Raw genomic sequence first — 20,831 nt, forward strand, 5'->3', positions numbered from 1 at the left:
ATCACTCAATGACGACGGAGACTTTTTCGCCTTTTTTACTTTCGACATCGACAATTTGACCAGACAATTCGTTTTCAATTGCTTTCAAAATCAAATCCACGTCAAGAACGTCGATATCTTTTACGTACTTAGCGGATTCAGGTATTGCCGTAGCAATGCTAAGACCTGTTTTCAACGCAACTTTGATTAGTCTCAATGGCAAGTTTACATTTACTTTATCGCCTTCTTCCGACATAACGCGAACTTTTAACATTTTATCCAGATAGTTTGAGCCTTTAATCGCAGCTGAAGTCGAACCTTTTATCTTTAATGCTTGAATTAGTTCACTAGCCTCATCTGAATCAAGCTTTCCCTCTTGAACCATTGTAAGTACCTTCGTAATTTCTTCTTTCATCATCCAGTTTCTCCTTTAATTTCTCTTTATTATTTTTAATGCTTCTTCAGGAGAGATTTCTCCTTTTTCGAGCATGTCAATTACTTTCTTATCATCTACATCGCTTTTCTTTTCGGCGAGCCCAAGTGCAGAAACAATTTCGTTTAACTTCCCGCGTACAGTTGGATAGGAAACCCCCAATTCTTTTTCAACTTCTTTAATATTTCCACGGCTTTTAAGGAAGATTTCGATAAAAAATAGCTGTTCTTGATCAAGAGTTGCAAACTTGGATAGCTCAAATTCATTTTCAATTGTTGTATGGCAATGCGTACACTGTAACTTTGTAATCTTTAACACTTCACTGCAAACAGGGCAGTTTGTGATAACTTGGTAAGCCATATTCTTCCCCTCTCTTAATGTTATTAATATTTTATTACACATATTTAATAAAGTAAATGATTTCAATTGATTTTTTTAATAACCAAATAAAGATAATTAATTAATCTTAAATCGTTAATCAGAAAATGAAACACTGATTGAACAAAATTTAAAAAGGGTTAACCTCAAATCGGTTAAATGTGAGTAATCTCTGCAAAATAAGCCGATCTCCCATTTATTTAGGAAATTGGCTTTTCATTCTTATAATCACGATTATGTATATCAGAAGTGACTTTTAAAATTCATTCTATATTTTTATAGTCCTTACCGCGAACTATTACTTTATAAGGCTCGTGATCAACCCATTGAGCTAGATATTTCGATTGAAGCATAGTATGAATGTTTCTCACAATTTCCTGTTTTAGTTCCTTTGCTTGGGGCGCTTTACTCATTACTGATGTTTTTATAATGATTTGTAAGGGTTCTGGATGAAAGGAATAAGCAAACCCGTAAACGTGGTATGCCTTTTTGGACATCATCTCTTCAAGGATGACTGGGAAAATATGTTCATTCCATTTAAGATCTTTTATCTCACTCTGGCTTTTGTCATCACCATTATTCTCAATATTCCTGACCTTAATAATGCAATCCCTAAAACCAGAAGATTGAACGACAGACTTAATCTGATTTAGGATATCTTTTTTAGTCTTAATATAATCTTGTTTTGGGCCAACAAGTTCTATTGTAATCGCCTTTGAATCCATGGTTAAGAATACAATTTTCATTTTATATTTTTCGACTACTCGAGAAATGTCATTCGATAATTCCTTATACTTTTTTTGTTCTTCATTTATTTTCAGTTCATTCTTTTGATCTACGGAATCCGGTCTATTTTTCTTTTCCCTACTTACTTTTATTGTATAGGCATCATATCCTCTTGTTTTTAATACATCACTGACTGTCTCTTTCACACCACTTTTCACTTTGTTGTAATAGGTTTTTGTTCCCTTGACCTTAACGTTTAATATTTTATGGGAATGTGGGGTATACACAGGAATATTTATGTCATTCAAGCTTATTTTGTATCCTTTTTTATTCAATTCATCTTTTATAACTTCATCCAAATGACCGATTCTTAGTCTTTTAATATCAGTTGGTGCATGCGTTTCTTCAAACGATTTAGCCCTATTAGATCCTTCAAAATGGGAATAGGTTAAGAAGACAGTAAAGAACACGCAAATGATTATGCCGCCACCAATTAAAAAACCTTTTTCTTCATGAATTATCTCCCCCCTTAATGACACCCTTTCTTAATTAAAATATGTACGAGCGTTTAGAGTATTCATTTAACGGTTCATTATCAAACTTGTGTTAGTTAAATAAAATAAAGAAACCTGATTCTCTTTAAAATAAAGTAGAATCAGGTTTCAGAATTTCTGATAAACAGGGCTATGTAAATTAATCAAAGTTTTTCATTATCCCTTTAACTAAGATTATTTTCGATGATTTAAACAACAAAAGGTATAGTAAAATTTACTTGTAAGTTTTATTAAAAAGAGGAAAAGAGTGAAGAAAAAAACACATTGATACTCGGTTGCTTGTTGGCATTCTTACTGATTGTGCTATCTGCCTGCGGAAACTCTTCTAATGCTGCCAGTTCACCATCTGAAAATCAATCAAATTCGAACAGCACATCCAATGGTAAATCAGACTCTTCCTCTAAAGCAAAAAATTCATCAAGCAACCGACAGAAAAGTAATACTGTAAGTACTTGCGAAGGCACCAACAGTAGTGATAAAAATAGTGGGTCTGAAGCTGTCAATTATTCAAATAACTCTTCACAAGCATCAAGTACAAAGTTATCAAATCACAGCAGCAATCAGAAGTTATATAGATGCCAGAACAAATGCAGTGATTAATGCCACACTCAAAGTGGAAAGTATGAAGAAATTATAAAGGAACACACAAAAGACGGCTGGCGTTTACATACCTTCGCTCCACTTTCTTCCGGAATAGCCGGAGGTTTTGGGCAAACAATTGCTGTAGAAATCATTTTTGAAAAAGAAGTTCAATAATAATTAACCGATTCTCCTTAATCAAAGGAAAATCGGTTTTCATATTTATAAAAGGATTATGTAATGCCAGGACCAAAATACAGGAGAAAATCTTCACCAACTGCACCCTTTAATGGAATACTAAATCATAATTCCAACCTTTAACTAAACAATTTTTCTTTCAAAATGCCCCGTTATTACAGATTAACTCCCATGTAAATTATCTCTCAAATGTATTGCTGGAAACATCGCAAATACAGAATTACTTCCCATTCATAATTTAATTTATATAAAATCAATTTATGTGTATACATTTTTAAATGCTCATCCGTTGTATAAGTGTAGGGAGGTCAAAATATGAAAAAGGAAAATGTACTAGCCTCCTATCTTATTAATTTAGGAAAGGAAGTGTACCGGGTATTACTAGCAAAAGGAGCCAAAAAAGAAGATGCGGAAGATATTATTCAAAATACCTTTTACAAAGTTTATCTATTGATGGATGACCTAACAGAGAGCAATATACGCCCGTGGTTTTTTCGAGTATCACTCAATGAATATATTGACTTGAAAAGGAAAAAGGAGAAGCAAAACGTTTACTTATCTGAAGAAATTTATTCAAAGCTGCAATATACAGATCATGAATTTGATGTCATTTTAAATAAAGATGAGATTTTCTGTTTGTTAAAAGACATCAAAAAGGAATATAAAGAAATTTTCTTTTTAAAGTATTATTATGATTTTTCATATGAGGAAATTGCCATTATTTTAGACATTCGAGTAGATAGCGTAAAGCAAAAATTATATCGCGCACGTAAATTTATTCACTCAAAAATAGGAGGAAAACATTAATGGACAATTCGTTAAATGGTGCTTTAAAAAAGGCTAAACGAAAACAACTCCTAAAAATCATTATTACAACAATTATTGTTGTAATAATACTATTGCCAATTCTCTATAAAACAGGCAACTACTTTGCCGCGAAAAGTTCCTCAAGACTTCATGAACAGCTTTTTTTACATAATGAAATTGCTGAACCTAATATTCAAATCGACTCACAAGTAACAAATAATTCATCGATGTTTGGCGGCAATATTGTTACAAATCGTTCTAAAAATATCGATGGCTATTTAGTTCAATGGAGTACACTTACAAGCTCGTATGATTGGGTTCGCACCAATATTGATTACAATGAGTTAGTACCGGGATCTTATGGGTCTAACAAAGAGTTATATGAGTATGATAAACAAACAAAGAATAAAGTCGCGACATTTTATAATCCATCCATTAAAAAGTACGATGATGGCATACCTAATGAACTGGGAGAAGTTTCACAAATGAAAAATCACGTTGCGGAAGTTGCTATTTCTTTCGATAAGCCCTATACCTTTCAAGAAATACAAGCAAAAATCCCTGACAATTTAAACATCGTATGGTTGTATATGACATCACCAATTACAGATGAAAATAAAGGACCCGCGGGTTTGCCGGTTTATGGATTTGATCCATCTGACTCGCCAAAAAAAGCATACAACAACTTCATTAATGCGCTTAAAAAATATAATGGTGATGACGATACAATAAAAAAATTTTTAAAATCAAATAAGGGTAAACAGTTTAGTAAAGTGAAAATTTTAGGGGTAATGCTCACGGGCCAAACAAAAAATTTTAAAGCCTTGAAAAATAAAGAATTTATTCGTGGTGCTTCAGTAGGAGCTACGGCGCAAATTGTCCCTTATATTAAACCTGAAAAATGACCCGTATAAAATTAATGTCCTTAGTAAAGATAAAAAATATTAATTAATGAATGACAAGCACAATCCAATGTTCCTAATAAACGTGAACTTCACCTAGGTAATGCCAAATTTATCTAGGTGAAGTTTTATTTTGTATAGAGTATTTCAACTTAACATTTTTAAACAACCTCTAAAACTAATGGAACAATTTCCTGTTTATCAACGTCAACCAATCCAAGATCAGAAATTTTTGCTTTCGGAATAACCGGGAGTGTGACTGCAATTAAACGGTGGATTGGATTTTTCCCCGGCATGATCTCTCTTTCAAGCAAATTAACAAACTTGTCTATTTCAGGCGCCAATTCTTCTGCTGTTGCTGTACTCATTAAGCCGGCTACAGGCAATGGCAATTCAGCGACAAGCTCACCATTCTTAAAAGCCGCCATGCCGCCGTTCAACTCTTTAACACGATTAGCCGCTAACGCCCTGTCCTTCTTATTCGTTCCAAGTACGGCTAAATGATGGCAATCATGGGCAACAGAAGTTGCGACAGCACCTTCCTCGATCCCGTAGCCTGCAAGAATGCCTACAGTCTTGTTGTTATTTTTACCGTGGCGGTGATAAACGCCAATATAATTTAACGGTGCTTTTTTACCATCATAATGATTGAGAACAATTTCCCCATCAACAACCGGTAAAGTCACTTCCATGAAATTCGTCGGAATACCCGGTGCATAATCATATTCAATCACTCTGACTTTTGCTTTAGACGCACCTTTCTGTTCCACCGTGATTGTAAAATCATCTTCCTTAATATCAGGTACTTTAACTGTATTAAAAAAGCGGCTGGGCGGGTTCACTTTGTTTTGCTCTCTCAATAATTTTCCGTCCGAGAAAATTTGCTTTCCTGAAGTAAACACATCGGAGACGACCATTGTTTCAATATTTTCAAGCAGCACAATATCAGCAATTCTTCCAGGAGCTATAGCGCCTAAATCTCTTCTCTTTAATCTTTCAGCCGCATTCAATGTACCGTAACGGATCGCATTAACCGGCGAAATGCCTTCTTCTATACAGCGCCTGACAACATGATTCATATGACCTCTCTGAAGTAGATCGTTTGCTTTTACATCATCGGAACAGAGACAAACATTCGGCAGATAGCCTTTATCTTTAATATATTCGCAAATCGCTGCAGCATTAAGCGAGAAGGAGCTTTCTCTTATTTCAACAAACATGCCGGCTTGAATTTTCTCAAGCGCTTCTTCTCCGGTGCGGCATTCGTGATCAGAGTCAACCCCAGAAACTAAATATGCGGATAGATCGCGGCCAGTGACGGTCGGTGCATGTCCTTGCGCGATTTTCCCAGCCTTTTTGGCAGCTTCTAAAATTTTCGGCATCCTGTCATCTTGCTGAATCACGCCGACATAATTCATAACCTCAGCAAGACCGTCAATATCTTCCCTGTTAATTAATTCTTCAATGACCTCAGGCGTAAAATCCGCGCCGGATGTTTCAACACCTGGAGCAGATGGCACGCAAGAAGGGAGAAAAGTCAATATCCGCAGAGCGAGCCCTTTGCTTGCTTTAATCATATAGTCAACGCCTTCTGCTCCCAAAACGTTTCCGATCTCATGGGGATCAGTGACGATCGTCGTTGTACCGTGCGGAAGAACCGCTTCGGCGTATGCCCAGGGTGTTAACATGCTGCTCTCGATGTGCAAATGCGTATCAATTAAACCCGGGATCGCATACTTTCCTTTTCCGTCTATCACTTGCTTTGCTTCAAGGGCTGTTTCACCCGGGCGAGTGACATGGACAATTTTATCTTCAAAAATACCAATAGCTGCTGGATAAATCTCTCCGGTGAAAACATTCACAAGCTTAATATTCTCGATAGATAAATCCAATGAAAGTTCGCCGCGCGCAGCTGACACCATTTTATTTTTCATGATATTCCTCCATCAATTTGACTTGTTATTTTAAACATAAATAATAAATAAGCGGAATACAAAGCACATACAGGCCAATCGGAATATCCTTTATTTTCCCTGCGATAATTTTGATAACGATATAACTTAATACGCCAAAAACAATACCGTTAGCGATACTGAACGATAATCCAGTCATGAGAACCGTAATCAGTGCAGGAACTGCCTCATCAAAATGATCAAAGTCAATATTTTTTAAAGATAATAGCATAGAAAGACCAACGACAACGAGTGCCGGTGCAGTAGCTGCTCCTGGAATCATTAAAAATATCGGCGTTAACAACAAACATATTAAAAAGAAAATTCCTGTAGACACCGCTGTTAACCCGGAACGTCCGCCCGCTTCAACCCCGCTGGCTGATTCAATGTATGTCGTCACAGTTGTCAAACCGGCGAAAGGTCCCACGATGGTTGCTGCTGCATCAACATAAAACGGCCGCTGTATTCCTGGTAAATTCCCATCCTTATCCAGCAGTCCGGCTTTGGCTCCAACACCTAAAACCGTTCCCAATGTCGAGAAGAATTCACCCGTAAAAAACGTAAATATTAATGGGAAAAATGACCACTTTAATGCTGATAGCCAATCGACTTGAAACAAAATGTCCTTAGGAAATGGCGGCAGCTGGAAGAATGTATGCGGCATTTTTGTAACACCAAGAGGGATGCCAATAATAGTCGTAATTAAAATTCCGAATAAAATCGAACCCTTCACTTTTCTTGCCATTAATCCAAGGATAATTGCTAATCCAACCAATGAAAGGATAACGCTTTTGTCATGCATGGTTCCGAGCGTTAAATTACCGCCGCTTTTGTTTTGAATTATAAGTCCAGAATTTGAAAAACCAAGTGCGCAAATATAAATACCGACAGCAGCGCCAATGCCAAGCTTGATGTTCTTTGGAATCATGTCCGCGATGGCCTGGCGAATACCGAATAATGTTAATAAAAAGAAAACAATACCTGAAATAAGAACCATGCCTAACCCTGTTTGCCAAGTTGCAAGACCGCCGGCAACAATCGTATACGCAAAAAAGGCGTTTCCTCCCATTCCCGGCGCTATCCCGAACGGTCTGTTTGTATAAAGTCCCATAATAATACAAAAAATTGCTGATATCCCAATTGTCGAAACCATGACTTCATTTGCGGGCATCCCGGCCGCCTTCATTAAGTTTGGCTGAACAATAATAATATAAGCCATTGTAATAAATGTCGTAAGCCCAGCTAAGACTTCGGTGCGAACATTTGTATGAAGTTTCTTTAAATTAAAAACCCTATCTAGCCAGTTCATTTTTGTCTCCTTTTGTCGAATTTTTGAACTTATATCACTTTTATAACATGATAGCTATAAAGGGTCAATACCAAATACAAACATTAAAAATCATTTTATGAAAAATGTTCGGATTTTGGCAAAGGTATAAACTTAAAAAGACATGTTCCCGCTTTAAAGCAAGGACATGTCTTTTTATGAATATACTATTGAGCCGTATAACCGCCGTCAATCAGAAGCTCAGAGCCTGTGGTAAATTTAGATTCATCTGAAGCTAAATATAATGCGCCATAGGCAATATCGATAGGATCTCCCAAATGCCCGACCGGATGAAGGGATTCAAGATACTTTACCACAGCCTTACTCTTTTCATCGTCTTTTTCCACCATAGGTGTTTTAATATACCCCGGATGAACGCTGTTGACCCTCACACCGTATTTAGATTTTGCGCAATGCAAGGCAGCCGACTTCGTTAATATCCGAACGCCGCCTTTACTGGCATTATACGCCGCTAAGTTCGGATCACCTACAAATCCTTCAATAGACGACATGTTAATAATGGAGCCTGATTGATTATTTTTCATGGCCTGTACACCGTACTTAGTGCCTAAAAAAACACCGTCCAAATTAATGCTCAACACTTTTCGCCATTGTTCATATGTACATTCTTCAACGTTTGCAGCTAAACCAATCCCAGCATTATTAACAAGAACATCAAGCTTGCCAAATTGTTTTTGGACAATGTCAATCGCCTTTTTCCATTCATCTTCTTTAGTAACATCGTGTTGGATAAAAATAGCCTCGCCGCCGCTATTTTTTATTTCATCGACAACAGATTGGCCATTGTCCTTGTTAATGTCTGTAATGGCAATTTTAGAACCTTCTTTTGAAAACAACATGGCAATGGCTTTTCCAATACCGGATGCGCCGCCGGTAATTAATGAAACCTTACTGTCTAATCTCCCCATCAGTAGCAGCCTCCTAATCCTTTTTATAATATGAAATTCATATATAAATTGTACAATTTATTCTGAAAACAAACATCGTCATGTGCCTATGACGCGCATATGACGCTTATTAAGAAGACATGTTGATGGGTTAACATTTATTTGATGTTAGTTCTCAATAATTTGCTTCTTGCCCGTCACAATTTTTACTGGCGGAAACATTACATAATGAGGTCCGATAACTTTAACATTTTCAATCCCTAACCGCTGAAAGACATGAGCATAGTCTTTAACATATTGAAAATCGAGTATTGCAAAACGTCCATTGGGTTTAAGCACCCTGACACATTCTCTTAATGCCATCTCCCGCTCTTCTCTGCTTGGAATATTATGTATAGCCAAGCTCGATACAATCACATCAAATGTCTCATCCGCAAAAGGCATGTCACGCGCATCCCCATTGAAAAGCTTAATCTTATCCTCTACACCTTCCAGCTTTGCATTTTGCAGCGTCACATCCGGATGATTGCCTGATTGATCTTTTTCACTCCAAACATCCAGACCTACAGCTTGGCCTGTCGTCAAACGCCGTGCCGCGCTATGAAGAACCATTCCGCGCCCGCAACCGACATCAAGCACCTTCTCATCACCGTTAAGTCCTATGAGATCAAGCAGCCTTTCGCATTCTATAACCTTACCCTTTTTACTGCTCCATATCATTGCCGCAGCTTCAAAGAGACAGATAAGGCAAGTAATGAAAAGGACGGCACTTATCATTCGCCCAATCCATCTCATTTGTTCCGGAAAAACATTGAAACTTACTATACTTAGAATCAGTAATATAACACCGATAATTGGTAAATTTATAACAACACCTGGTGCGTCAATACCGTATTTTCCTTTTCGATGATTCACATTCATTAATAAACCCCTGCCAGTGTATGAGTGTTTTGCCTATTTAATATATTATATGTTCTTACCTGTCATTACAATTATTGGGTTACCAAGTCTTGACAGGACTTTTGGCGTATACGAAACTTAACATCATCTACAGGATGCGGAGGTGCTGGAGCGTTTGAATACTCAATTAACAACTAAATGAAAGATTTAAGGCCTGTTGTATGAACAGCTATTTTTATACCACCGCATGATTAATCACCATATAGCCAAAACTTTAATAAAGTTATCCACAGTTCACAGGGTCAGACCCCGGTAATGGATAAGTCTGGGCATAAGTTCCCCCACTTGACTAATCGGATTTATCTCACTAAACTTTATTCAGATAAAATAATATAGAGAATAGGAAAGAGGCCTGACTTATGGCAACATCCGCACAATCAAACAATACACAACAGCTGAAACGTTCCTTAACAATGAGGGACTTAATCGTCTATGGATTAATTTTCATGGGTCCGCTTGCGCCGATGGGTATTTACGGTGACGTTGTTCAAGCTTCCCATGGCATGATTGTTCTAACATATCTAGTTTCTTGTGTTGTGATGCTTTTTACAGCATATAGTTATTTTTATATGTCTAAGGAATTTCCGTCCGCTGGCTCTGCTTATGCCTATATACAGCACGGTTTGAATCCGCATATCGGCTTTTTGGCCGGTTGGATGATTTTACTGGACTATATATTGATTCCAGCCTTAAATAATTTAATTGCGGCGTCTTGGATGCACGCTTGGATGCCGTCCATTCCAAACTTTGTTTGGATCCTTCTTTTTGTAATTATCAATACAGTCGTTAACATCAGAGGGGTTAAGCTGGCGATGACAGTCAGCTGGATTGTATTTTTAGCTGAATTTGTTTTCTTCCTTTTATTTAGCGTGCTGGCTGTTATTTATGTCATTCAAGGGAAAGCTTCATTCTCTGCCGCTCCGATTTATCAGCCGCATGGATTTAGTCCGAGCTTAATTGCTTCAGGCATGTCAATTGCCGTGCTAAGCTTTCTTGGCTTTGACGGTATCAGCACATTGGCAGAAGAAACGAAATCAAAGCGCTCAATTGTCGGTAAAGCAACTGTTTGGTCGCTGATTATTGTTTCCATTATGTATATTGTTTTTGTTTATCTGGGAGCTATCGTTCATCCAAACTACAACACTTTTCCAAACCTTGATGTTGCATTTTATTATGTCCTTAATCAAGTTGGCGGCCCTTGGATGCAAACAACGGTTATTGTGCTGAAGTTCTTCTCCGCCATTTGTTGCGGAATGGCTGCTCAAGCTGCTATTTCAAGACTTCTGTTCAGTATGGGGCGTGATCGTGTCCTTCCAAATGTTCTGTCAAAGGTTCACCGGAAGTATAAAACACCGATTGTTGCCATTTTATTAGTAGCCATTGTCGCTGTTATTATCGGCTATGTTATGTCAATCGGAAATCTGAGCCGTCTCGTAAACTTTGGCGCGATCACAACATTTATAGTCCTTAATATCACAGTCATTATCTACTTTTTTATAAGGAAAAAGTCCGGGAAATGGTGGCAGCATCTCATCATGCCTCTGCTCGGTTTCATTATCCTTCTCTATGTATGGATTAACTTTGACAAGATGACCTTTTATCTCGGCATCACTTGGTTCGTTATTGGCTGTATCATATTATTTATCAATGTTTTCATATTAAAGAAAAGCGGAAAAGATTTAAAAATAGATTAATGATGAATGCCCCGTCTAATGAAGTCGGGGCATTGCATTGCAAATGATTATAGTTTGTTGTCTGTATCTTGATCTTGTGAAACGATTAACTTAGCCGCTTTAATAGCATCGGGCCGATTACGACGCAGATACACCAATACAATAAATCCAATCACAATCCAAACTAATACAATGTAAGGCGGTAAATTCATAGGATAAGCGGGAACTGGAAATATCGAACCATAGAGTGCGACAAGAAGAAAAGCGCTTGATACGATGGGGAAGAATCCATGCAGCCAAAAGGAAAATTCCTTAGGATATTGTCTCCTGTAAAAGAAAACCAATGCTATATTGCCTAATATATATACCATAATGATTGATAATGTAAGAACCTCCGCTATCAGCTGACTTGCGGCAAAGGGGCCGAATAAAAAACCTGTTCCGAGCGTGAGAACGAGAGTAATGATGGTCTGAACGTTCAGTGCTGTAGAGGGGATTCGATATTTAGGGTGAATGGTGGCAAATGATTTTGGCAAAACACGAATACGGCCCATGGCGTATAAAACACGGGTACAGGCCGTTTGCGACGCAATGCCATTTCCCATTTGGCTATTCATAAGGGCCAGGAAGATAAGTATCCATCCCCATCCCCAATAGCGGTGGGCCAATACATTCCATGGGTTTGAAGATGCCGCGTAACTAGACATTTTATCAAGTCCCCAGCCGGTTATAGCCGCATAGGCCGAAATCATATAAAAAAGTCCAATAATCACTGAAGCCAGCAAAACTGCCCTGCCGACCGTCTTTCTCGGGTTGCGTGACTCCTCTCCTAAAGGCGCAGCTGTTTCAAAACCTGCAAAAGTAAATACGCCAAAAACCATGCCTAACAGCACACTTGACCAGCCGTGATTCAATGAAGCTTCAGGTGTAAAAGGAGCAACTCCCGGGGTATGGTGTGTACTGAAAAGAATAGATAAAGCAAGAATTAAAAAAATACCTATTTCTAAAATACCCAAGACACTTGCAACCTTGGAAGATGCATGAATGCTTCTATAAGTAATAAAATATAATAACAAGATGCCTGCTACGGACCAAACATACCAGGGAATCGCAAGACCAAAGACCGTCGGAAATGTCGTTTGAACCAGAAATCCGACAACAGCAAATACCGTTGATGGCATCAGCGGTTCATAAAACAAATAAAACCAAGCCGTCAAGAACCCAGCGTTCGGGCCTAGACCGCTGGAAGTATAAGTGTAATAACCGCCTGCTGATGGCAACTTTTTAGCAAATTGCGCCACTGTACTGGCCACCATTAAACTTGGAATCATCGCCAAAAGCAATGAAAGCGGCAATGCACCTCCGGCGGCAGAAGCCACATAAGTTAAAGCAAACGCTACCGCACCAGCGGGAGCCATCCCTGTGATAGACTGGAACACAACCTCACGAAGACCAACAGCATTATGTGATAAACCTAAATGACCTTGACCCCGATCCTTCGACGAAGCAGGCGGTAAGCCCATGTCACTTCCCCCTCATAAAGTTTATACATAAAAAATAATATTCGGCTTTTCCAACCTTTATTAGTTAAAATAGATAAATAAGAAACTAACAATCAATGGGGGATAATAATCCTTTCTTATAAATTCCTTTACAGCAGTAAAACGGCTGACTTATATCATAAAATTCAACCTTGGAATAAGTTTCCAAGAATTTTTCCATCCGTGTTACCCCGATTAACATTAAAAACCAACCGGCAGGTACCTTTTAACCCGCGGTTAGTTTTTAAATTGAGCAGTTTTATACTTATAATGAACCTGAAACAATTTTCCCTTTGAACATCGTCGCTGCCCGTGCAGATCTTCTGGCAATGGCTTCAGCGGAACAAGATGCTTCGACAAACACAAGGTTTGCATCATTGCCCGCTTTCGGCCAAACTTGTTCTCCGTCTTGATTAAGCGGTGTTTCGCCGCCGGTAATAAAGCGGAGCGTTTGAGACAATGAGCGTTCATCTGACCAATTTGAAATTTCCGCTAAACGCCCGGCTCGTTCTAAAATATCACCGTTACCAAACGGTGACCAAACATCAAAAATATTGTCACAGCCAACGGCGACAGGCACGCCTTTTTCATGTAATAAGCCAACAGGCGGAAACCTTCGATCAATAGGCACACTAGTAATAATAGTAATCCCGGCATCGGCTAATATTTCTGCCATTTCCCCTGCCTCAGCTTGAGAGATATCCCCAAGTGCAAAGGCATGGCTAATCGCTACCTTGCCTTCAAGACCCGCTTCTTTTGTTAACTGAGCAAGTCTTTTTATTGTAAAAACACCCAGGTGATCGGCATCGTGCAAATGCATGTCAATACCCGCGTTTCCTTCAACAGCAAGTTCAACCATTTCTTGCAGCGAAGCCTCAATATTACCATCCACAGTTGCAGGGTCAACACCGCCGACAAAGCTTGCTCCTTGGCGAAGGGCTTCTCTTACTAAATCTTTTGCCTTTGAACGTAACAATCCATGTTGAGGAAATGCAACAATTTCATAAGATAATTTTCCTTCAAACGTCTCCAATGCTTTTTGGACGTCTTCTAAATTTTTCAATCCTACCTCAGGATAAATATCTACATGTGTACGAACGTGAGTCACGCCGGACTTTAAATAAATATCAAGTAACTTTTCCGCCCGTTCTTGTGTCGTGGTTTCCAAGGAAGGAAGCACTTTTTTCTCAATTTCAAGGCGTTCAAAAATATTATTAACAGGGGTGACAGGGCGCCAATGATCGCCGAGCAATGTTTTATCCAAATGACAATGTTTTTCTATAAAAGACGGAAGCACTAACAGTTGTTTTGCATCTTTTTGCGGTAAATCGTCTGTGATCGTTTCGTTAGATGATCGTATATCAGCAATCTTCCCGCCCTTAATTAAAAGATGGTTACATTCTGTTTTCGTCCCTGTAATCACGCCATGATCAACGTGGTAACCGCTCTCAAATCGGGCATTTAACAGCCAAATAGCATCGTTCATTCACTATCTTTCCTTTCCTGTTATTTTAGAGTTTCCCGGCAACTAAATGCCCTGATGAGCGAGCAGTTCCGCGATTTCACTTGCTTCTTCAGGCGGGATGTCAGCTAATGCGAAGGCATGACTGATAGTGACCCTTCCTTGCCATCCGGCTTCTTCCGTTAAAGAAGCTAATCGCTTAAAAGTAAAAATGCCAAGATGACCAGAATCATGGATATGAAGGTCAATATTTGCATTTGCCTCAACCGCAAGCTCCATGACTGTTTGCAATGATTTCTCAATATCTCCATCAATTGAGGCGGGATCGACACCGCCGACGAATGACGCTCCCATTCGCAATGCTTCCCTGACAAGTGAAACGGAGTTGCTGCGTAATAAACCATGCTGCGGAAAAGCCACAATCTCGACGGAAGCTTTTCCTTTATAGGCTTCCACTGCTTGCAAAGTGGCTTCGAGATTTTCAAGTCCGATCACAGGGTCGACATTGCAATGTGTACGAATATGAGTGGAACCTGAATGTATCAACAAATCCAGCAGCTTTTCCGCTCTTTCTTTTGCAACAGGAAGTAAGCGGGGAAGTAACTTCCGCTCTTCTTCGAGCCTTGATATGATGCCTTTTGTTGGTATCTTCGGTGCTTTCCAAGGACCTCCGTAATACGTTTTGTCCAAATGGATGTGCATATCTCTAAAGGATGGAAGTAATAAATGACGTTTGACATCCCGTATAGGTAAATGATTTTGCAACGGTTTGCCTGCCGAAACAATTTCTTTTATTTTTCCATCTTCGATACGTATGTGAAAAATATCTGTTTCTGTACCGCAAACGGTGCCATTTTTATAACGGTAACCGACTTCTAATCTAGCATTTGTTAACCAGTACACTTTATCAGTCATCTATCTTTAGCCATCCTTCCCATTATGATACTTAACATTCAAATTAAAGAATGCAAAACACATGATAGCTTCTTATTTATTATTTAATTCGCTCTGCCCTTTTTAATGTTGCTTACCTCTTTGGAATCCTTTAAAGATTGCTGTGATGCCTGACAAGCAGTAAGAAAAATAGTGGATACAATCATTAACAATAAGCGGTACATGATCAAACCCCAACCTTTACAATTATGCTATCATGGAAATAGTTATATGAAAAATATAAAAAAATAACTTTTACTTAAGTTTTTCATATATTAAAAGAAAGGGTTTTTGACGATGGACATTAGACAGCTGCGATATTTTATAGCGATTGTCGAAGAAGGAAAAATTTCGGCCGCCGCAGAAAGGCTCCATATCTCTCAACCGCCGTTAAGTCAACATTTAAAAGCCATGGAGGATGAGCTCGGTTCCAAATTAGCAGTGAGAAAAGGAAAGTCTATAGAATTCACAGAAGCCGGGAAAGCCTTATATAAATATGCCTTGCGAATGAATGAGTTAATGGAAGAGGCTAAAAAGGAAGTTAAAGAAGTAGGAAATGGGGTAAACGGAACGCTGTCCATAGGGACAAATACACATTCCGTTATCGAACTGCCGGAAATTCTTCATCAATTTCAAAAACAATATCCTAAAGTCACATACAAAATTCAGCAAAATGAATCCCTTCACCTATGCCAATTAGTAAGAGAGCGCTTAGTAGAGCTGGCGATTATCCGATTGCCGCTCAATCTGGATGAATTTTCAATTATTCATCTTCATACAGAACCATTTTATTTTATTACATCAAAAAATAAGAAGCCGTTGGATCATCAGATTTCACTTAACGAAATCCAAAACTGCCCGCTCATTATACCGAGTACGGAAGGATTAGGGGTACATTATTTAATTTTAGAGGCATTTTCACGATTTCAATTACGGCCGAACATTATCAGTGAGTGCTCTGACATTTCGCTTTTAATGGAGTTAGTCTCAACTGATTTTGGTACGTCAATTGTTCCGGAAACGTCGCTAAAATGTTTTAAAGGCTATCCTATACAGGCATACAAAATTCCAAGTGATGTTATGTCCGCCTCTATTGGATTAATATGGCTGAAAAATTATTACTTATCTAAAACAGCTCAAAACTTTATTGATTTAATAAAAAATCATCATTTTAATAATAGTAATTAACCCTTGTTTAAAAGAAATATTAAGGTTTATACTTTTAAAATCACCCTATTAAGCAACACTATAACCATTTGAGTAAAGTAGCCGATTTTCCCTTTGTAAGAAAAATCGGCTACTTTTTATAAACTCTTAAACCATCAGTCTTTTTAATAGCCGCGATTACGATCTACTAACCCTTGTAACGGCTGTTCATTTAAGAATCGCTTTAAATTTTCTGCAAAGAAACGGCTCACGCCATCCCTTGTGCTCGGTCCAGACAAATGTGAAGTAACATATACATTTGGCATTCGCCATAAAGGATGGTCTTTTGGCAGCGGTTCCGTCTCAAAAACATCAAGAACCGCCCCTTGAAGATGTCCCGAACGCATAACAGCGAGTAAATCTCCTTCATCGATTAAAGCACCGCGCCCAACATTTATGATCGCAGCTTCCGGTTTCATTGCTAACAGAACATCTCTGTTAATAACATGATGAGTCGCCTCTGTTAAAGGAAGGGTTAACACTAAATAATCAAGTTCTTTAACAAATTCCTTCCATTTGTCCGAAGTAAAATGACGATCAACGAGTTGCGCTTGTTTTCCGCTAAAACTTAATCCATGCACATTCATGTCAAAAGCACGGGCTTTACGGACAATTTCAGCGCCGATTGATCCGAGCCCTGCTACCCCCATCGTTTTTCCTGCCAAAGTTTCTGATATAAAAGGGTCCCAACGGTTTTCTAATTGCGCCTTGCTCATACGGGGAACGTCTTTTACTATGTACAAAAGATAGGTAAAAACATACTCAGATATATAACCGCCAAACTGATCGACGATTCTCGTTAGGATAATGTTCTCAGGTATGTTGGTATCACTAACCAAGTCATCGACGCCTGCCCCCATTGATTGAAACCATCGGACAGATGAAGCGATTGGCTCATTAAGACATTGGGTCGGAAATTTCCATCCTAAAATAACTTCTGTACCCGGTAAATACTTTTTAGCTTCCTCCAAGGTTGAGGCTGCCTTGACCGATGAAAACCCATAACCGCGGATACATTCAGCATAAGCTTCCGCTTGATCAGCGCTATATACAAGAATGTTAGGCTTTGGTGTCATAACCGAATCTCCTCCTTTTGCTTTAAATTACAAAATGGCTGTCTTTTTAAATAGCCCAAAGCCCTTTTCTTAAAATTGGTTCGATTTCCCCGTTTTCCGTTTCACCGTCTATATCTAGCTCACTTGAACCGATCATAAAATCAACGTGCACCAGACTATTGTTCACCCCATGCTGTTCGAGTTCTTCCTGTGTCATTTTTGTTCCGCCTTCCAAACACGTTGGATAAGCTTTACCAATGGCTAAATGACATGAAGCATTTTCATCAAATAATGTATTAAAGAAAATCAAGCCGGATTGTGAAATGGGTGAGTTGTTAGGAACTAAAGCAACTTCCCCCAAATAATGAGAGCCCTCATCCGTTTCGATTAATCCTTTTAATGTTTCGTAACCGCTTTCTGCAGAAAAATCGACAATTTTGCCATTCTCAAATGTCAATGAAAGTCCCTCAATTAAAGTTCCGCTGTAATTAAGCGGCATAGTACTTGTCACTTTTCCATTCACACCCGTTTTTAACGGTAACGTATACACTTCTTCAGTCGGGATATTCTTGATAAAAACTGTACCGTCCGGATGACTTGAAGCAGCGCTTGCCCATAAATGTTTTTTGTTAAATTCAATCGTTAAATCGGTGCCCGGCGCTTTATAATGAAGTTTTTTATATTTCTTTCCATTAAGATAATTTGCCTTCTCACTTAATTGCTGCTTATGTTCTTCCCATGCCTGAACGGGATCTTCACGGTCGGCTCTTGTCAAATGAAAAATGGTTTCCCAAAGTTTACTGACAGCCTCCTCTTCATTCAAATCAGGAAAAACTTTTTGAGCCCAGCCGCTGGAAGGAACCACAACGATTGACCAGCTGACTTTATCCGACATTCGATAATGACGATAAGGCGCCAAAGCTTCAGCGGTTATTTTATTATCTGCAGCAATTTTTCCCGGATCAATTGCTGTTAACAAATCAGGATTCGGAATACGGATGTCGAGAAATGCCGCTCCTTTTTCCGCTAATCCCTCAAGACCCTTGGCTATCCATTCCGGGTACTCTCGAAAAGACGATTCAGGCGCATACTTGAAACGCGTTAATGTCAGTTCATCATCATTCCAATTGAAATGAACATATTTCGCTCCCGCCTGATAAGCCTTTTGAGTCACAAGACGGACAAAATCAGCTGCTTCAATGGGTGCCGTAATGACAAGTTCTTGTCCTTCTTGAATATTGACGCCATTCTTAACAGCAAGTTCTGCATATTTTTCAAGTTTTTGCTCAAATGTTGACAAAGTGAATCTCCTCCATTTCTTCTTCCATTGTATCATTCGAAAATATTATTCGGGAAGCTGATCGGAAACTGTAAAGATTGATTCCAAACAGCGTTAAACTTAATAATGACTTTCTCCCATTAATTTAATTGTGTGAGTTCGCTCATAAAAAGGAATTTTTGCTCCTAATTTGCTTAGTCCGCTCATAAATGGCGAATTTTCGCTCCTAAATTACTTAAGTCGCTCATAAAAACAAATTTCCGCTCTTAAATTGCTTAAGTCGCTCATAAAAGCGAATTTCCGCTCTTAAATTGCTTAAATCGCTCATAAAAACGAATTTCCGCTCTTAACTTGCTTAAGCCGCTCATAAAAACGAATTCTCGCTCCTAAATTGCTGAGTTCGCTCATAAAAACAGATTTCCGCTCCTAAATTGCTTAATTTCGCTCTTAAATGACGAATTTCCGCTCCTAAATTACTTAAGTCGCTCATAAAAACAAATTTCCACTCTTAAATTGCTTAAGTCGCTCATAAACTATCTCTTGCTACCCTTAACTCGTTCCTAAATCAATTTAATGAAAAAGCCGCCGAATTAATTCGGCAGCTATGTTCGATAGTACTCTTAATTTTTTACTTCCTTATTAAATAATTATACTACTCACTTGATTGCGTTGAGTTGAAAAACATATTAGCGTTCTCTTTATCTTTAACTTCTTGCTCCTTTTCTTTTGCTTCAGCTTCTGTTAGATTCATTTTCCCGTCTGATTCATAACTTTGCTTTAATGAATTTTTCTTATCCAAATGAATCCCTCCTTGTCAGTAAGGTTTCACAACTTTGGTTATTTTATTCCAAACCTTGCCCTTTCGTTACTGAAACATCACGAAAACGCCTTATCTAATCTAGATTTATCGGTAACTTGCAGAAGAAAAAATTGGCCTTAAATTGATCAAATGCCTTCCCTTCACAAAAGATTTTTTTCAATTCCTGTTGTAAAATAGAGGGATAGTTGGGAGGAAGATCAATCGTGAAACTCATTGCCATTGACTTAGACGGAACGTTGTTATCGAAAAAGGGAACGATCAGCACAGAAAATATAAATGCTATACATGAAGCGCAGAAACAAGGACATATCGTTGTAATCTGTTCTGGACGTTCTTTACATGATACAAAAAATATCCTTAAGAGGGCTGATATTAATTGCCCGATCATTACAGGTAACGGTGCAGTCAGCTATCATGGGAAAGAACTTTTACAAGAACTGATCCTTCCCGAACAGGTGATAAAAGAGCTTCTGCCGTTGCTTGAAAAATGGGGTTTATATTTTGAACTTTATACCAACCAAGGCATTCACCTTTTGAAAAAAGGAAAAGGGCAATTGGAAGAAGAAATTCGCCGTTTAAAAGAAAAAGATGCACATTTTCCAGTGGAATGGGCAACCCAAGAAAAGGATATACAATTTCAACAATATGGTTTGCATTATATCAATGACTATAAGGATATAAATCTTGCCGATTTAGGCGTCTATAAAATTTTTATCTTGTCTTTCGATCAAGAAATGCTGCGGCAACTGGAAAGACTCTTAAATAAACGTCAGGATCTGTCCATAACGTCATCAGGATGGTATAAACTTGAAATTGCTCATACCAAAGTCAGTAAGGGAAATGCATTAGCAATGATGGCAAATCACTTAACCATTCCAATCAAAGATACCGTGGCTATCGGGGATAACTTAAATGACCTTTCCATGTTCCATGTTTCCGGAATGGGCATAGCGATGGGTAACGCCTTAGAAGAAGTTAAAGCAGAAAGCACCTATACAACGAAAAATTATGATGAAGATGGCGTCGCCTATGCCTTAAGACATTATGTATTGTAGATTGAGGTTAGGGTGTGACAGGTTGATCGGCGATGTTGATCCCATTATAGAGGGTAGAATCGGTTTTTAGATCAACTCATACTTATTCTAATAGAGATAGGCGC

19 protein-coding genes and 1 pseudogene are annotated in these 20,831 nt (G+C 38.5%); 7 read left to right on the plus strand and 13 right to left on the minus strand.

Annotated features, from left to right (window positions below; genetic code table 11):
- Position 1 precedes the first annotated feature (1 nt).
- The 3 genes from ACFQRG_RS18910 to ACFQRG_RS18920 all read right to left on the minus strand — a co-directional run bounded on the left by ACFQRG_RS18910 (position 2) and on the right by ACFQRG_RS18920 (position 2,055).
- Positions 2–394 (minus strand): SHOCT-like domain-containing protein, encoded by a 393-nt coding sequence (locus ACFQRG_RS18910; RefSeq protein ID WP_380969098.1) that lies wholly within the window; start codon positions 392–394, stop codon positions 2–4.
- 15 nt (positions 395–409) lie between these two features.
- A complete protein-coding gene (locus ACFQRG_RS18915; protein ID WP_380969017.1) occupies positions 410–772 on the minus strand; it encodes a DUF2089 domain-containing protein in 363 nt (120 codons plus the stop codon).
- 281 nt (positions 773–1,053) lie between these two features.
- Entirely contained in the window at positions 1,054–2,055 is a 1,002-nt protein-coding gene (locus ACFQRG_RS18920; protein ID WP_380969019.1) for a DUF4030 domain-containing protein, read from the minus strand.
- A 487-nt stretch (positions 2,056–2,542) separates the two neighbouring features.
- On the opposite strand from ACFQRG_RS18920, the gene ACFQRG_RS18925 reads away from it, so the two are divergent.
- The 4 genes from ACFQRG_RS18925 (at position 2,543) to ACFQRG_RS18940 (ending at position 4,559) form a co-directional block, all read left to right on the plus strand.
- Positions 2,543–2,707: a hypothetical protein gene (locus tag ACFQRG_RS18925; RefSeq protein WP_380969021.1), complete on the plus strand. Its 165-nt coding sequence runs from the start codon at positions 2,543–2,545 to the stop codon at positions 2,705–2,707.
- On the plus strand, positions 2,704–2,826 hold the full coding sequence (locus ACFQRG_RS18930; protein WP_380969100.1) for a DUF4177 domain-containing protein: 123 nt from the start codon (positions 2,704–2,706) through the stop codon (positions 2,824–2,826). Before ACFQRG_RS18925 ends, ACFQRG_RS18930 begins: the two co-directional genes overlap by 4 nt.
- 336 nt (positions 2,827–3,162) lie before the next feature.
- Positions 3,163–3,654 (plus strand): RNA polymerase sigma factor, encoded by a 492-nt coding sequence (locus tag ACFQRG_RS18935; RefSeq protein WP_380969023.1) that lies wholly within the window; start codon positions 3,163–3,165, stop codon positions 3,652–3,654.
- Positions 3,654–4,559 (plus strand): sigma factor regulator N-terminal domain-containing protein, encoded by a 906-nt coding sequence (locus ACFQRG_RS18940; protein ID WP_380969025.1) that lies wholly within the window; start codon positions 3,654–3,656, stop codon positions 4,557–4,559. Before ACFQRG_RS18935 ends, ACFQRG_RS18940 begins: the two co-directional genes overlap by 1 nt.
- A gap of 158 nt (positions 4,560–4,717) precedes the next feature.
- On the opposite strand, the gene ade is transcribed toward ACFQRG_RS18940, so the two are convergent.
- The 4 genes from ade to ACFQRG_RS18960 form a co-directional block, all read right to left on the minus strand.
- Positions 4,718–6,490, minus strand: coding sequence for an adenine deaminase (gene ade, locus ACFQRG_RS18945; RefSeq protein ID WP_380969027.1), 1,773 nt, complete (start codon positions 6,488–6,490; stop codon positions 4,718–4,720).
- A gap of 25 nt (positions 6,491–6,515) precedes the next feature.
- A complete protein-coding gene (locus ACFQRG_RS18950; protein ID WP_380969029.1) occupies positions 6,516–7,817 on the minus strand; it encodes an NCS2 family permease in 1,302 nt (433 codons plus the stop codon).
- 185 nt (positions 7,818–8,002) lie between these two features.
- Complete coding sequence (locus ACFQRG_RS18955) at positions 8,003–8,764, minus strand: SDR family oxidoreductase (RefSeq protein WP_380969032.1); 762 nt, start codon at positions 8,762–8,764, stop codon at positions 8,003–8,005.
- 147 nt (positions 8,765–8,911) lie between these two features.
- Positions 8,912–9,664, minus strand: coding sequence for a class I SAM-dependent methyltransferase (locus ACFQRG_RS18960; RefSeq protein WP_380969034.1), 753 nt, complete (start codon positions 9,662–9,664; stop codon positions 8,912–8,914).
- Between the two features lie 398 nt (positions 9,665–10,062).
- Between ACFQRG_RS18960 and ACFQRG_RS18965 the strand changes: the two genes are divergently transcribed.
- Positions 10,063–11,397, plus strand: a complete 1,335-nt coding sequence (locus tag ACFQRG_RS18965) for an APC family permease (RefSeq protein ID WP_380969036.1) — start codon at positions 10,063–10,065, stop codon at positions 11,395–11,397.
- A gap of 47 nt (positions 11,398–11,444) precedes the next feature.
- Here ACFQRG_RS18965 and ACFQRG_RS18970 read toward each other — a convergent pair whose 3' ends face one another.
- The 3 genes and pseudogenes from ACFQRG_RS18970 to ACFQRG_RS18980 all read right to left on the minus strand — a co-directional run.
- Complete coding sequence (locus ACFQRG_RS18970) at positions 11,445–12,899, minus strand: APC family permease (RefSeq protein WP_380969038.1); 1,455 nt, start codon at positions 12,897–12,899, stop codon at positions 11,445–11,447.
- Between the two features lie 283 nt (positions 12,900–13,182).
- Positions 13,183–14,403: an amidohydrolase gene (locus ACFQRG_RS18975; RefSeq protein ID WP_380969041.1), complete on the minus strand. Its 1,221-nt coding sequence runs from the start codon at positions 14,401–14,403 to the stop codon at positions 13,183–13,185.
- 45 nt (positions 14,404–14,448) lie between these two features.
- A pseudogene (locus ACFQRG_RS18980) lies at positions 14,449–15,294 on the minus strand (amidohydrolase family protein); the annotation flags it as partial.
- A gap of 315 nt (positions 15,295–15,609) precedes the next feature.
- Here ACFQRG_RS18980 and ACFQRG_RS18985 point away from each other — a divergent pair.
- Positions 15,610–16,500 (plus strand): LysR family transcriptional regulator, encoded by an 891-nt coding sequence (locus ACFQRG_RS18985; protein WP_380969043.1) that lies wholly within the window; start codon positions 15,610–15,612, stop codon positions 16,498–16,500.
- Between the two features lie 143 nt (positions 16,501–16,643).
- Here ACFQRG_RS18985 and ACFQRG_RS18990 read toward each other — a convergent pair whose 3' ends face one another.
- The 3 genes from ACFQRG_RS18990 to ACFQRG_RS19000 form a co-directional block, all read right to left on the minus strand.
- On the minus strand, positions 16,644–17,594 hold the full coding sequence (locus ACFQRG_RS18990; RefSeq protein WP_380969045.1) for a D-2-hydroxyacid dehydrogenase: 951 nt from the start codon (positions 17,592–17,594) through the stop codon (positions 16,644–16,646).
- Between the two features lie 46 nt (positions 17,595–17,640).
- Positions 17,641–18,873 carry an aminopeptidase gene (locus ACFQRG_RS18995; RefSeq protein WP_380969047.1) on the minus strand — a complete coding sequence of 411 codons (1,233 nt, stop codon included), beginning with the start codon at positions 18,871–18,873 and terminating at the stop codon, positions 17,641–17,643.
- Positions 18,874–19,504: 631 nt separating this feature from the next.
- Complete coding sequence (locus ACFQRG_RS19000; protein ID WP_380969050.1) at positions 19,505–19,651, minus strand: hypothetical protein; 147 nt, start codon at positions 19,649–19,651, stop codon at positions 19,505–19,507.
- 224 nt (positions 19,652–19,875) lie between these two features.
- Here ACFQRG_RS19000 and ACFQRG_RS19005 point away from each other — a divergent pair, with 224 nt between their 5' ends.
- A complete protein-coding gene (locus ACFQRG_RS19005; RefSeq protein ID WP_380969052.1) occupies positions 19,876–20,727 on the plus strand; it encodes a Cof-type HAD-IIB family hydrolase in 852 nt (283 codons plus the stop codon).
- Positions 20,728–20,831: the final 104 nt, after the last annotated feature.

Source organism: Scopulibacillus cellulosilyticus (assembly GCF_042665295.1).
GTDB classification, from domain to species: domain Bacteria; phylum Bacillota; class Bacilli; order Bacillales; family Sporolactobacillaceae; genus Scopulibacillus_A; species Scopulibacillus_A cellulosilyticus.

What these genes read in the sequence shown, in the direction of transcription:
- ACFQRG_RS18960 (WP_380969034.1), bottom strand. Translation starts at nt 9,664, where the DNA reads ATGAATGTGAATCATCGAAAAGGAAAATACGGTATTGACGCACCAGGT.
- ACFQRG_RS18975 (WP_380969041.1), bottom strand. Translation starts at nt 14,403, where the DNA reads ATGAACGATGCTATTTGGCTGTTAAATGCCCGATTTGAGAGCGGTTAC.
- ACFQRG_RS18940 (WP_380969025.1), top strand. Translation starts at nt 3,654, where the DNA reads ATGGACAATTCGTTAAATGGTGCTTTAAAAAAGGCTAAACGAAAACAA.
- ACFQRG_RS18915 (WP_380969017.1), bottom strand. Translation starts at nt 772, where the DNA reads ATGGCTTACCAAGTTATCACAAACTGCCCTGTTTGCAGTGAAGTGTTA.
- ade (WP_380969027.1), bottom strand. Translation starts at nt 6,490, where the DNA reads ATGAAAAATAAAATGGTGTCAGCTGCGCGCGGCGAACTTTCATTGGAT.
- ACFQRG_RS18955 (WP_380969032.1), bottom strand. Translation starts at nt 8,764, where the DNA reads ATGGGGAGATTAGACAGTAAGGTTTCATTAATTACCGGCGGCGCATCC.
- ACFQRG_RS18985 (WP_380969043.1), top strand. Translation starts at nt 15,610, where the DNA reads ATGGACATTAGACAGCTGCGATATTTTATAGCGATTGTCGAAGAAGGA.
- ACFQRG_RS18990 (WP_380969045.1), bottom strand. Translation starts at nt 17,594, where the DNA reads ATGACACCAAAGCCTAACATTCTTGTATATAGCGCTGATCAAGCGGAA.
- ACFQRG_RS18950 (WP_380969029.1), bottom strand. Translation starts at nt 7,817, where the DNA reads ATGAACTGGCTAGATAGGGTTTTTAATTTAAAGAAACTTCATACAAAT.
- ACFQRG_RS18970 (WP_380969038.1), bottom strand. Translation starts at nt 12,899, where the DNA reads ATGGGCTTACCGCCTGCTTCGTCGAAGGATCGGGGTCAAGGTCATTTA.
- ACFQRG_RS18935 (WP_380969023.1), top strand. Translation starts at nt 3,163, where the DNA reads ATGAAAAAGGAAAATGTACTAGCCTCCTATCTTATTAATTTAGGAAAG.
- ACFQRG_RS18910 (WP_380969098.1), bottom strand. Translation starts at nt 394, where the DNA reads ATGAAAGAAGAAATTACGAAGGTACTTACAATGGTTCAAGAGGGAAAG.
- ACFQRG_RS18965 (WP_380969036.1), top strand. Translation starts at nt 10,063, where the DNA reads ATGGCAACATCCGCACAATCAAACAATACACAACAGCTGAAACGTTCC.